Annotated in this window: 6 protein-coding genes; 3 read left to right on the forward strand and 3 right to left on the reverse strand. The window is 36.9% G+C overall.

Annotation, left to right across the window (positions count from 1 at the left end; genetic code table 11):
* The first annotated feature begins 159 nt into the window (after nucleotides 1–159).
* The 3 genes from FC66_RS05165 (at nucleotide 160) to FC66_RS05175 (ending at nucleotide 9,542) form a co-directional block, all read left to right on the forward strand.
* Entirely contained in the window at nucleotides 160–6,297 is a 6,138-nt protein-coding gene (locus FC66_RS05165) for a MucBP domain-containing protein (RefSeq protein ID WP_057974324.1), read from the forward strand.
* Nucleotides 6,298–6,440: 143 nt separating this feature from the next.
* Nucleotides 6,441–7,847, forward strand: coding sequence for a C69 family dipeptidase (locus FC66_RS05170; RefSeq protein ID WP_057974325.1), 1,407 nt, complete (start codon nucleotides 6,441–6,443; stop codon nucleotides 7,845–7,847).
* A gap of 207 nt (nucleotides 7,848–8,054) precedes the next feature.
* Entirely contained in the window at nucleotides 8,055–9,542 is a 1,488-nt protein-coding gene (locus FC66_RS05175) for an AcpB/EbpR/MafR family transcriptional regulator (protein ID WP_057974326.1), read from the forward strand.
* A 68-nt stretch (nucleotides 9,543–9,610) separates the two neighbouring features.
* Here FC66_RS05175 and FC66_RS05180 read toward each other — a convergent pair whose 3' ends face one another.
* Genes FC66_RS05180 through FC66_RS05190 form a run of 3 tightly spaced genes read right to left on the reverse strand, consistent with a single transcriptional unit; the run spans nucleotide 9,611 to nucleotide 14,962 of the window.
* Nucleotides 9,611–10,915, reverse strand: a complete 1,305-nt coding sequence (locus FC66_RS05180) for a glycoside hydrolase family 125 protein (protein WP_057974327.1) — start codon at nucleotides 10,913–10,915, stop codon at nucleotides 9,611–9,613.
* A 33-nt stretch (nucleotides 10,916–10,948) separates the two neighbouring features.
* Nucleotides 10,949–13,582 (reverse strand): glycoside hydrolase family 38 N-terminal domain-containing protein, encoded by a 2,634-nt coding sequence (locus FC66_RS05185; RefSeq protein WP_057974328.1) that lies wholly within the window; start codon nucleotides 13,580–13,582, stop codon nucleotides 10,949–10,951.
* 30 nt (nucleotides 13,583–13,612) lie between these two features.
* Nucleotides 13,613–14,962, reverse strand: a complete 1,350-nt coding sequence (locus FC66_RS05190) for a PTS sugar transporter subunit IIC (protein ID WP_057974329.1) — start codon at nucleotides 14,960–14,962, stop codon at nucleotides 13,613–13,615.
* Nucleotides 14,963–15,003: the final 41 nt, after the last annotated feature.

Genomic DNA, 15,003 nt, shown 5'->3' on the forward strand with positions numbered 1-15,003 from the left:
CTACTAAAAATACCCACGCATGAATCTAACGTTTATTAGGTTCATACGTGGGTATTTTAATAGCTTGAGTTGAAATCGTTTACAAAAAAATAGCGTTAAGGTACACTTTGCTTGTACCGGGGTGGTACATGGGTTATTGGATTACAGGGGGAATTAAATATGAAAAAGGGACTAACAATCGCAACAACGGTTATTACGTTGTTTACACAGTTACCATTATCGTCTGTTTTTGCACAGGGGGTTAACAGAACGACCGAAACAACGACCGCAAAAGCGGCACCGTCGACTGCCGCTAAGTCAAAAACGGGTATGACGCGTGCCGGAGACGTTAATACAGATATTACCATTGAGGCTCAAAAAGATACAATTGAAGCCGGACAATGGGCTGATTTTAATCTGTATTTTAAAATGTCAGGTCGAGATACATCATTCACAAACGTTGATTTAAAAGTAACGTTACCAGACAATTTAGATGAGAATATGACGTTTACGCAAGATTTGGCTGAGCTTAAAATTGCGGGTGTCACACCAACTTACGATAAAGATAAGGGTATCTTGAATTATCATTTTGATAAACTTGATGCAAGAACTGCTAATAAAGCAATTTTAAAAATTCAAACAACCAATGGAGCAATTTTACCTAATACAACTTTGAATGTGGCTGCGGCTTTCACTGGTACAGATCAAAATGGTGAAAGTAAGAGTTATGACTCAAAATCAGCAGTGAAAATTACGGCGGATAATAATTATGCTGCAACAAATAAACTAATTGGTATTGAAGGCCAAACATATAATAATCCTAATCGTGGCGATATCGTTAATTACGGTGTCGGTATTAGTGCACCCAAAAAAGCATCGGGTGCACTTTATGTTAAAGAAGGATCAACAGTCAAGGCAACCTATACTTTAGGAGCAGGGTTAGACTATTACGGTGTAAAAGATGGGGCACAAGAGCCTAAAGTCAGCGCCGATGGTAGAACGTTAACTTGGGAATATACAGCACCAAGTTACGCAGAACAAAAGGCCGCAGCAACTAACTTCTTTGAAAAAAATGTCACAATTCAAGCTAAAGTTTCGGATACTGCGGCGTACTACTCACAAATTACGAATACAATGAGTTCAACGGCAACATTCCTTGACGGCAGCACAAATGATACAACACCAATTAAATCAGTTGTTATGGTTATGCCAAATGATCCAACGGATGTACCAATACCAACTCCTGGTGGATCCGCATTTCCAACTAATCATCTGGGTCCATCAAATGGAAATGGTGGAGTGGCATCAACCTCGTTAATAGATCCTGATATAACGGTTAATGATGATGCTTATCTGAGTTATGGACTAACGTTGTCATCGCAAACGGCGACATCAGCATCTTTTGGATTCGTATATTATAATATCTACTATAATATGGATAAACATTTAAATCTCGATAGTTTTACAACGGGTAATTTTTATTATATGCCAAATGGTAAATTGCCTACGTTTGGAGCAACTAAGGAGAAAGTTTCGTTTGCAATGTTAGTAAAATATGAAACTGACGGAAAAGTTGATGATAATTGGTCACTACTTAAGATGGATATGCAGACCAATGCTAAGTACTCACGTTCACAGCTGGGTATTCCAGAGGGGAAAAAGGTCGCAAATATTTGGTTATGGTTCCATGACAAAGACTATACAAATGTTCCGGCAAACCGCGATGATGCGGCGGGAAGATTTTATGACGCTAATAATAAATTATTAAAGATGGCACCAGCTGGGTTATACAATAGCGGTATGAAAGTGAATACTACTATTGATAAAGGGTATACGGGTCAACTGAAAAACACCATGGACATGACCTTTTACGGTGCACAAGCACCTGCGGCAGATGGAAATGAATATGTTAGTTATGTTGATTATGCGACACATACGTGGGCAGAGGCATTCCAAGGTGATTCCGGTAAAATTTACACAGATCGAATTGGACCTCGTCACGTTGAAGTTGCAGCTAAAACGACCGGTGAAACTAAAGTTGTTAAAGCTTCAGTTAGTCTATTAGATACTGTCGGAAGTACCGTTAATGAAGGTGAAAATACAGTTTTAACATCAATTGAAAATAATAAAGCATCAATTTCACCCTTAAATGGGCCTTATACAAGTTACGTTCTTTTACCAACTGGGGTCACATTTAAAGAGGCCGTTTCTTCAACTAAATACAGTGCTGAACTCTATGACAAAGATTATCAAGGTACTGGACGTCAAATGGTTAAAGTGACAATGGAAGATGGTAAGTTAGTTTCCGGTAGTTACTTGACGGGACAATTTAAAGTAGATATCTCTAAAGACGCAACACCTAATATGACATTTAATATGATTGGTACCATCGGTGATACTGATTATACCGCGGTTAAACCAACAGGTGACACGGTTCTCTTAACGGATACCGTTAAGTCTGAAGATACGGATGATATTGATAAAGATGGCAAAACGGATACACCAATTGTTAAAACAGGTAATGCTTACGTCTTAAATAAAGCGTCTAATCTCGATATTAGCACAAGTATCAAAGGTGATAAGGATACTGGTTATGGCGATTTAGGTAATGTAACGGTTGGTAAAAAAGCCACTTACAAAGCAACTCTTAAAAATGATACTGACGAAAAAATAACATCAATGCAATTTTTAGATGTCTTACCTTCAATCGGAGATGCTAATATTACTGATGGCGCTGCTCGTAATTCAGCTTATGAAATGAAGTTAGATGGTGAAATTACACTACCAAGCGAGTGGGAAAATAAGATGACCGTGCTCTATAGCACTTCTAAGAATCCTAAACGTGCGGGTATCTTGGATAAAAATACCGTTTACCCAGCAGGTGCTGCTAAAATTGTTGATCCAGCAGGTGCTGAAGATGCAACTTGGGTAGCGGCTGACAAAGTGACTGATTGGTCAACCATTCATTCATACAAAATCACACTTAATGATGGCGTTGAATGGGCTCAAGGCAAAGGTGTAACGTTATCATTTGATTTAGTTGCCCCTAAAGAATCTGAAATTTCAGATTCAACGTTAATTAGTAATAAACCAGTTAAAACAACAGCAGTTTCACGTGCCGTTCAAGAAACGCGTGGTGCTTATAACAGTTTCGGAATTGCGGCTAACAAACTACAAGTTGTTGAGACAGGTGCGATAGGAACACAATTAATTCGTGCCAGTGCGGATGTAACGGCGAGCTACGTTGATGTTAAAGGCGATACGATTGCCGATGATGTTGTGCAAAGTGGCTACTTCGATGATGACTACACAACAACTCAGAAGAAGATTCCGGGTTATGATTTTGTGAAGGTAGAAGGTAAAACTTCTGGTAAATTTGGAGCAGACGCCGTTAAAGTGACCTACATTTATAAGAAAACGTCTGCACCAGTCACAGTAAAATATGTCGATGAAGCTGGTAAAACAATTGCCGCTTCAAAAGAATTAACGGGTGATTTCGGTGACGTTTATACATCAACTGCAGCTGACGTTTCCGGTTGGACATTGAAAGAAACACCAAAAAATGCAAGTGGCACGTTTACTGCGGATGCACAGACAGTAACTTACGTCTATGAAAGAGCAGATGCGGCACCGGTCACAGTTAACTATGTGGATGAAAAAGGCAACAAGTTAGCGGATCCAGATAAGTTGATGGGAAAAGTTTCTAACCCATATAGTGCAACAGCTAAAAATATTGCCGGTTGGACATTAAAAGAAACACCAAATAACGCAACTGGTACATTCACAGTTGACGCACAAACAGTTACATATGTGTATGAAAGAGCAGACGCGGCTGACGTCACAGTTAACTACGTAAATGAAAAAGGTGACAAACTGGTGGCATCGGATATTCTTTCAGGAAAGATAGACGCCGCATACGATACAACGGCTAAAACTATTTCCGGTTGGACATTGAAGGAAACACCAAAGAATGCCATTGGAACTTTCACGGATACAAAACAAACGGTCACATATGTCTATGAAAAGGCAGACGCAGTTCCTGTCACGGTTAGATATGTGGATGAAAAAGGTAATGACTTAACGAACGCTGATGTTCTTCCAGGGAAAGTTGGAGATGCTTATACAACTAGCTCGAAGGTATTGTCAGGTTGGGCATTAAAAGAAACACCAAGTAATGCGCAAGGAACGTTCACAGATAAAGCGCAAACAGTCACATATGTGTATGAAAGAGCGAATGCAGCTGATGTGACTGTCAAATATGTTGATACAGATGGTAAGGAATTGGCAACGCCAGATGTGCTTTCAGGGAAAATTGCTAACCCATACAACACAACGGCTAAAAATATTTCCGGTTGGGCATTAAAGGAAACACCAAACAATGCGCAAGGAATGTTTACAGACGCTAAACAAACAGTGACATATGTCTACGAAAAGGCAAATGCGGCCGATGTAACTGTCGATTATGTTGATGGAAAAGGTAATAAGTTAGTAGCATCAGATATTCTTTCAGGGAAAGTTTCTAATCCGTACAGTACAACAGCTAAGAATATTGCTGGTTGGACGTTGAAGGAAACACCAAGTAATGCGCAAGGAATGTTTACAGATAAGGCGCAGACAGTCACATACGTTTACGAAAAAGCGGATGCTGTGTCCGTTACGGTTAGATACGTGGATGAAAAAGGCAATGATTTAATTAAAGCTGACGTTATCTCAGGAAAAGTTGGGGATGCTTATACGACTGATTCTAAGGTATTATCAGGTTGGACGTTAAAAACAACGCCAAATAATGCACAAGGAACGTTTACAGATAATGCACAGACAGTCACATATGTGTATGAAAGAGCAGATGCAGCTAATGTGACAGTTGATTATGTTGACGGAAAAGGCAATAAACTAGCGGCGTCAGATGTACTTTCAGGAAAGATTGCTAATCCTTATAACACGATGGCTAAAAATATTTCCGGTTGGGCTTTGAAGGAAACACCAAATAATGCACAAGGGATGTTTACGGATAAAGCACAAACAGTCACGTACGTGTATGAAAGAGCAGACGCGGCTGATGTAACGGTTAATTACGTTGATGAAAAAGGAAACAAATTAGTAGCATCAGACATTCTTTCAGGGAAGATTGACAATCCGTACAGTACAATGCCTAAGAATATTGCTGGTTGGACACTGAAAGAGACGCCAAAAAATGCGATCGGAACCTTTACGGATACTAAACAAACGGTCACATATGTCTATGAAAAAGCGGACGCCGTTCCAGTTACGGTCAAATATGTGGACGGAGAAGGTCATGATTTAGCTAAGGCGGACGTACTTTCAGGAAAAGTTGGAGATGCCTATACAACTGATCCTAAGGTGTTTGTTGGCTGGACATTAAAAGAAACGCCAACTAATGCCAAAGGGCTATTTACAGATACTGAACAAACGGTCACATATGTGTATGAAAAAACAGATGCGGCCAATGTGACGGTTAACTATGTTGACAAAGATGGTAACGTATTGGCAATGCCTGATAGTTTGTCAGGGAAAATTGGCGATGAATATACATCTAGTCCAAAAGAGTTGGCAGGTTGGACATTAAAAGAAACACCAAAGAATGCTAAGGGGACGTTTACAGATAAGGCTCAAACGGTTACGTATGTGTATGAAAAAACAGATGCTGCGGCCGTAACAGTTAAATATGTAGATGAAAAAGGCAACGAATTAGCAACACCTGACAACCTTTCTGGTAAGTTAGGGGATGCCTATGAAACAACTGCTAAGAGTATTGTAGGGTGGATGCTTAAGACGACGCCAGACAATGCAAAGGGTAAGTTTACAGGGGATGCTCAGACGGTCACCTATGTTTATGCCAGAGCAACAGCTAAAGATGTAACCGTAAAATATGTTGATAAAGATGGTAATGAATTATCGGCATCGATTACACTTTCTGGAAAAGTTGGCGACAGCTATACATCTAAGGCAAAACAGCTTTCAGGTTGGAAATTGAAAGAAACACCAAACAATGCTGAAGGCATCTTCACAGATGCGATGCAAACAGTTACGTATGTTTATCTTAAGGACGAGGAAGCAGCCGTTGTAACACCACCAACAACAGATGATCAGTCAAAAGGAACGACAACAACATTGACTGATACACCAAATGGCGGTTCTCACGCAACCTCAGCCAATAAGACAAAAACTGAAACAGGAAGTTTACCTCAAACTGATGAAGCAACAAGTCTCTTGATGACCTTGGTCGGTGCAGCCTTACTCGCAACATCACTGATCTTTATGGTAGGTAGAAAAAAAGCAAAACGGACAAAGAAGTAAGCAGGTAAGTATTTAGAATTAATTGAAGAAGTCTTAACGCCGAAACTAGCGTTAAGACTTCTTTTGTTTGACGTTAAGACCTGTTATTTTCTTGTGAAAACGGCTATACTATTAGTATTAAATCGATAAGGAGTGTTTGGAAAATGAAAAAAAGAGTTCACGGTTCTTGTACATCAATTCTAGTTGGTAAGAAGGCTTCAATCGACGGTTCAACGATGATTTCTCGAAATGACGATGGGCATGAGGCTTTAGACCCACAACGTTTTGTTGTGGTACAACCTGAAGATCAACCTCGTAATTATCAGGCTGTAATCAGTGGTGTGAAGGTAGAATTACCGGATAACCCAATGCGTTACACATCAATTCCAAACTCACTCTTAACGAACGGTATTTGGCCCGCTGCGGGCATTAATAGTGACAACGTTACAATGTCTGCAACAGAAACAATAACAACTAATCCACGGATTCAAGGGATTGATCCATATGTTGCTGGCGGTATTGGCGAAGAGGATCTTGTCACACTTGTTTTACCTTATATCCATAGCGCTAAAGAAGGTGTAGAGCGTTTAGGTGACTTACTTCTAACTCATGGCACATATGAACCAAATGGTATCGCATTTTCTGATAATGATAGCATTTGGTGGCTTGAAACAATTGGTGGTCATCACTGGGCTGCCGTCCGTATTCCGGATGACGCTTATGTAGTAGCACCTAATCGTAGAAATATTGATACATTTGATTTTGATTCAGAAGACACTCTTTGTTCTGAAGATTTACAAGTTTTGATTGATAATAATCATTTGAATCCTGATTTTGACGGTTATAATCTGCGTCATATTTTTGGTAGTGCATCAATTAAAGATACAGTTTATAACAATCCTCGTACATGGTATGGTCAACAATTCTTTAATCCTGAAATTACACAGGATCCAATGGATCAAGACTTACCATTTATCCGTCGTGCAAATCGTAAAATCTCGATTGAAGACGTGAAATTTGTTTTAAGTGCGCATTTTGAAAATACGGATTATGATCCTTATGGAAGTGCACCTGAAGATATTAAAACTCGTTTTCGTCCAATCGGAATTAACCGTAATCATAATGTGCATTTACTACAAGTTCGTAATGATGTTCCTGATGAAATCGCTGGTATTCATTGGTTGGCTTATGGGGCAAACACGTTTAACACGATTGTGCCGTTCTATGCTAACGTTAATGAAACGCCAGATTCGTATAAAAATGCGACCGGCGAATTTGATTTAAACAATATGTATTGGTTGAGTTGTACGACGGCATTATTGGGCGATACGAATTATGACTTCTATGTGGATATGCGAAATACATTTGAATTAGAAGCAATGAGCGCGTACCATGCTATTCAAAATGCTGCTGATAAGGCATTACCTACGAAATCCAATGCGACTAAATTCCTAGAAGAAATTAATGCTAAATTGGCTAAAGAATCATTGAAACGCCAAACACAATTATTAGGCGAAATGGTTATTTCTGGTTCTGAACAAATGAAATTAAGGTATAACTTGAACGATTAAGTTAATAAATAATGTGGAAAAACTGTTATCTGACGATAATGGTTTTTTTGTTGGTATGAGACCCATTTAGACTAGGAAAAAAATGACACAGGATACGTTAAATGTTAGAATTTTAAAAAGAGAATTTATTCTTTTGGAAACAGTATTCCGAATGATAAAATAAGTTCATTTAAAAAACATGATGATTATAAAAACTTGGAGGCAAGTATGTACAAAAAAAGTATCCTTGATAAACAGGAATGGCTGATTTGTGAGATTATTGAAATCTTAGCATTGAATGAGACTGGATTATCAAAAAAAGCGTTGTGTGAGCAATTAGGTGTTTCTGAAACTGCCGTAAAAGTTGCTTTGCTTCAGCTAGATGAAGATTTCAATTCTGGGGATACACCCTACATGATTATTAAAAAAAATAATGTTCAATTGGTAGGCAAAGGTAAAATTAATTTCAACGAAAAAATATATGATTACATTAAGAAGTCTATTAATTATCAAATTTTAATGGCATTTTACACTAAAGGTAACGGTAGGGTTGAAAATTTAGGTGCTAAATTAAACGTGAGTGAAGCTTCTGTTTTTAGAAGAATTAAACGGTTAACGCCTCTTTTGGAGGGCTTTAATTTAAAAATTGCGCAAGGCGTCATGTTGGGTGATGAGAGTCAAATTCGATTTTTTTATTACTCACTGTTTTTAGGGATTGATTTTAAATTTGAAGAATCAATTGAAAATGGAAGTATCATGACAATTATTGAACGATTTGAAGAATATTTTGATTTCAATGTAAATGACAGCAGTTTAGTCCGAGTGAAAATTTGGCTAAAAGTGACGAGTCAGCGAATGACGGTAAACGATCAAGATAACCATAATATTTCATCCGTTTTAGAAGATATGGTTACGAATAACTCTTTATTTGATAGTGTCGAAGAAGAGTTTGGTGAGATAATTAAACAATTTAAAGATAAAGTTGATGTCCATTTTGAGAGTGCTCTGCTCTATGCATGGACGATAGCGTTTGTATCGGTGCCATGGAGTACTTTTGTTGCGCACGATTTCGTTGCCATTAATCGGAGAAATAATAATAAGTTACAACAAGCTGTCGAGTTTTTAGAAAATGGATTTGAAAAAAGCCTGGGCATTCAAATTTCTGGTGGAGATTTAAGTGAATCATTATATCCAATTTGTACGGAAGCATTTTGTTTTCACGGTATTTTAAAATCAGTTAGCACAACAATGATGGAAACGTATCGTGTGAAAAGTGATAACGCTCTAGTTCGTAAAAATGTGGAAGAAGCAATGGATGCAATGATTGAAGAAGTAAAAGATCAACCTGAATGGCATCAATTTTATTTAAGGTATGGTGTTTCATTTGCTAATTCCGTTATGGAAATCTTTAATTCACGGCTGTTGGCTAAGGAACAATTATTGACTGTAGGTGTTGATTTAAACACGGACGAAAGGGTTAAGGACGTTTTTATTATGTACGTCAGCCAATTATTAAATGGTAATTTGCGCGTGAACTTAGATGTTTATGATTCTAATCGAAATTATGATTTAGTCGTTACAAACTTCATGAATAAAAATTATTTAAACTCAACGTTAGAAAAATATATTATTACTGGTTTAGGCACGGATAACGATGTGACTGGTGTAGAGCAAAAATTAACGGCGATACTAAAAAAGTATTATCATGAAAATTGATAATACTTTTTTGTTTGCATTTAATTAAATAGAGTATGCTTTCGTTAGAAGTTGATTCATACCATGTGTTAGGTTTTTAGCCCGGATGTTTCTTCTTGAATATCCATGTACCGTAGGGCGAGTTGGCAATAAGTCATATTAGCCCAAGAAAACCAATCCCTAGTGTAGAGACTTGGATCATCAACATTAATACCTTCGTGACATTGTAACGTGTTGTTATCGGTTGTGCTTATGGTATCTAGTCTTCCTTGTATAAATTCTAAGTTATTGGATGTTAATCCCTCCATCGCTAATGAAATTGGCCAAACATAATTATTCGGTGTGTGTGGGCTACCGATTCCCTTCAGATATTTTCCCGAATAATAGAATGGATTTTTATTACTTAGGATAAATTCTCTAGTTCTTTGATAGAGGGCGTCACTAGATGAAATATATCCGAGAAATGGTAGTGATAATAGACTTGGAACATTCGCGTCGTCCATGAAGTTGATGTTACCTAAACCATCAACTTCATAAGCAAGAATTGTCTCCAGGGTATTGGGCTCTTTCACAATTCCAAAATTATCAATACCAAACTTAATATCGGATCGAAGTTTTAATATTTTATCAATTAATTTGGATGCAACCATTTGTGTTTCCGACAATGAAATAAGTTCGTCTAATATACATACAATATAACAGTTTCCAGGAATGTGATAACCGTACAGACACGCATCATCACTCGGTCTGAAGCCGCTCCAAACCATCCCAGTGTATCCAACTGGTGATCCTTTGCCGTCATGGCTCAACGTATCAGTTGATGGACCGTCAGAACGATTGAAAATATAATCAGAATTTTCATGATGTTGTTCCTTGATGAACGTATCAATAATTAAATCCACGGTTTGCCAAAAATTAGCGTCTAGATGGTTCGAGTATCCAGATTTGTGATAAAGTTCTGAAGCTAAGTGAATAGGAGCGCACAGCGAGTCAATTTCAAATTTTCTTTCCCAAACCAAGTCAGATATGGGAATATTTGACTTGTCAATTGCATAATGGGCGCCTGAACTAGTTTCATTAAAGGCATTTGCATAAGGATCATGTTGAATATATGTTAATTGTTGCTTAATGACACCATGAATTAATTGCATTAATTCAGGTATCTTATCTGTTAAGGAGAGATAAGGAAGTATTTGAAACGTTGAGTCTCTGAGCCACATAGCGGGAATGTCTCCCGTAGCAACAAAAATATCTGAGTTATTTTTTACCTTAACAGTATTTGTTAAAGTATCGATAAAGATATTCTGGAATAGCGCCTCTGATTTTTTTGAAAAAAGCGATACCGTTAGTGAATAATCCTCGACTTGGTTGATGAGCTCTTTTTGATTTATCATTTGTGCACCTCAATTATTAGTTAGCATAATTACTTATTTAATTGGCATAATACCGTAGGTTCTAATTTCCCCAGGTCTAAAACTCGATAATTCAATGGTATTAACCTTTGACTCAATGAATTTTTTGACTTTACCGTTCAGATCAAGTTCTGCAATATTGCATGCGACTTCTAATGCAATACGACCTGGCTTTTCAATTAAATCATCTGTTGGATTATAAAGACGTAGTTCATAACCGGCTTTATCGTCTGAGATTGAAAAACTACTTATTACCACTTCTAAATTTTCAACGGACATAATTTGGCTATGAATAACACTCGATGAAGTTGGATTCATCATAAAATATTGTAGAGGAGTAGTGAAGCGATTTATTATCTGATTTTGGTAGAAAAGGTTATTTTGGCTTAGTTGACGATGTTTATTTTGAAGTTCAATCGGATTAAACTTTGATTCAATAACTAAACCACCTTCAAATGATAATTCTTGATTTAATTGACTGTCCGGAGTTGGAACTATTTTTGTTTGTAAACCAGATGCATCCGATGGACGACGCATTAGGTCGGGTCTACCTAAGAAACCGACGCCTCTAAATAACGTAATGGCCATTTTATCAAATGACTTACCTATTAATTGAAAATCTTTTGTACCAAGGGTTAGAAAAGACCAACTTGCTTTTTTATTGTGAGAATTTGCGAAATGAATCATTGGTCGCATACTTGTTGGCTCTTCATGGTAACCAATTTCATTCCAGTCTTTAAGATGTTTATCTTCAGTAGGACGAGTAATAACTCCAAATGGTGTGTCCGCATAGGAATTATCGATATCGGTTAATTGTGTATTTAGGATAAGACGCATTCGATGATCAAAAACTGAGTTATCAATCTTAAGATTAAAATTAATTATATTTGAGTTCTGAATTAATTTGAGTGTTAATTGGTAATTAACTTTTCCGGTTTTATTTTTTAAAGCGCGTTCGCTTAGATTCATTGGCAAATCCCATGAACCGTTAATGGACATTATTTGATTGAAATATCCTGACTTGAAGGTGACTGAATTAGTATCTGAAAAGTTTAAGTCTAATATCCAATCTTTGAATGCTGGAGAATAATCGTACGTATCTCCCTCATCGCCACTATCTTCAAACGTTATGAAATTGGAGTAAGAATTATTATTAAATTTTGTAATAAGAGTTAATTGGTTGTTTTCGAAATAAATTTTATAAAAATCATTTTGAATATCGTTAGATAGTTGTAATTCGTTTGCAGGTTTATTTGATTGGGTTGATTGAAAATAATAGCCAGTCCAATCAGTTGCTAATATTGTTGTTTTAAAAGAAATTTTAGTTATAAAGTAAAAATCGTTGGTCATTTCCTCGGTATTACGGCGTAAAACAGCAGCATTTTCTTTTCTTTGATAGATAATGTCAAAAGGAACGTTGGCGCCGTCAATTGTTGATATTGTAAAATGTGCATTGAGTGTACTAACCTCGAATTCTCTGACCTCACTGACTGTTACTGGAAGAGGATTCCATGCAAATAAGTCAGGTTGGTTTTTTTCTGTAATTGAAATGCTCAGTTTCCTCAGCAGATAACTCTTTAATGAAATGGATAATTGGTCCGCCGATATACCACGATGTAAAATATCTTGATTAGTTTTATCACTGTTACAACCACCGGAACTATCATGAGCTTGACCGCGAGCAATTGTTTTCCAGATGTTATCGACTAATCCTTGCTTTTCAGGAATGCCTTGATGTGTAGCTATTGCCATTAGCGGTTCGACTTCATAGGTCATTCGTCGTTCTAACCGATCGTAAAGTTGTTTCAAATCATAACGAGAAGAGTAGATACCACGATGTATTTTAGAATCCGATGGATCGATAAATTCCCCATTAAAAGTGGGTAAATTAGGTTCTTCAGCTAGCGAAGTGAAGAATTTTGGATAGGTGCTTTCCTTAATAATAAAGTTTGATTCTGAAAGGATGTTATTTGCAACTTCAAGTCTATCTTTTAATTTATGATCGATGGCTCTTTGATCGCCACCAACTGGTAGAGCAAGACTATTAGAAGCTGTATTAGTTGTAATTTTTTCCGATAAGTTAAGGAAATCGTCGTTCTCTACTAGATCTACGCCAGCATAATATCCGTTTTTAATATTAGCAACTAATACCTTTGAGGAGTCATTACTTGTCCAATAGAAGTAACGCGAATCATTATCAGAGGGGAATCCACGCCAGAAAACGGCGCTATCGATACCAAAACCATTATATATTTTTGGCATGTCTTGACCTTGACCAAAAGAGTCAGGAAGATATCCAACTTTCATGACTCCACCTAAATCATCAGCTAACTTCGAACCAATCCTAATATTACGAACAATCGATTCACCTGATGTGACCATTTCATCAATTTGAGTATACCAAGGTCCAATAAGTAATCGTCCAGCAGTAACGTATTTTTTAATAAGAATTTCTTTTCCTGGCGATGTCTCCAGGTAATCATCAATAATTGACATTTGTCCGTCTAATAGGTAATAATCTAATTCATTTTTATTTAATGCTTCAAAAACTTCATCCATGTGGAAAGCAAATTGAACTCGAGCTTCTTGACGAGTAAAATACCATTCAAAATCCCAATGAGTATGAGCAATTGCGTGAATTTTTTTCAAAGGAAACACCTCTTATTTTCTTAAATGTAGTTATTCAGTAATCGTATTTGGTTCCATTTTTTTTGCTTCTGCACGTTCGTGACGTTGATTAATAATGACGAATGGCGCATATAATGCGGTATCGAGAACGACTAAAACGGCAGTTAAGACTACAGGGCTTAAGTGAAATGCACCTAGTACCCACGTGCTAATAAAAATAGGTTCATTACCGGAATTTAGAACAACAAGTGGTACAACCCAACCGATTGATGTTACGACATAAGCGATAATTGCGTTCGTAACGGGAACAACTATCCATGGAATAAACATTAATGGATTTAAAACGATAGGTAACCCAAAAATAACAGGTTCATTGATACCAAAACAACTAGGGATAAAACCTAGTTTTGCCACTTCTCGTTCCTTTTCCCCTTTATTTGTGAAAATTAACATTGCAATAATTAATCCAAATGTTGCACCGGAACCGCCAATCATAGCGTAGACGTTTGTCATTGTATTAGGTGAAATTGAAATATCCGCAAAACTTTGAGTTTCAGCAAATTTTGCAACATTTTTGAGAAAAAGTGGTAACCAAAATGCAGATATAACACCCCAAACGATGTTAAAGCCATGTAAGCCAAGGAACCAAAGAATCTGTTCCAATAAAATAACAATAATAATAGCAGGTAGTCCAACACCAACGCTTAACATGGGTGATATAACAATATCCGCGATCATTTGAACCAATGAAACGTAACCAAGTGATTGAATTAAAATTCTAACTACTCCAAAGATAATTAATACTTCAGAAATTGGGATTAATGAGAAAAATGAATCAAAAACATTTTGTGGAACGTTGCCTGGCATCTTGATAGTAAATTTACTTCTCGCGAAGCGAGCAAATAGTGATACGGCAAGCATCCCGACAATTAAAGCCGTAAACATTCCTTCATAACTAAAAAATGAGGTGGAAAATCCTTCAACAATTTTTGCTTTTCCATCCAAAAAGTTAACATTGTTTGGTATCATAACGAAGTATGCCGCGAATGCTAACAATGTTGCAATGATTGGATTCAAGCCTTTATTTTTTTCGTCTTTTTTTAATTCCATTGCGTACGAGTATGCCGATGAGAAAACAACAATTAATGCGACGATACCAAGGGTTGCGGTACCAATATAACCAAATAAATCGCTAATGCTTGTTAAAATAACATTATGAATATTTTTTGCTTTGATTAATGCGTCGAGTTCCATTTTAATTAAGTTGGAGAATGATCCGACAACGGTAAAGGGAATGGTTCTAACGAACGCATTCTTAATCGCCTGCAAAATGGTATTTTTTTCTACCCATGCAGAAACTTTTAAGAGTGGTTCTTGAATCTTTTCTAAGTTAAAATGCATAATAAAAATCTCCTTTTATTTCGTCTTAGGAAGCGCTTTCC

This window comes from Dellaglioa algida DSM 15638 (genome assembly GCF_001434695.1).
GTDB lineage: Bacteria > Bacillota > Bacilli > Lactobacillales > Lactobacillaceae > Dellaglioa > Dellaglioa algida.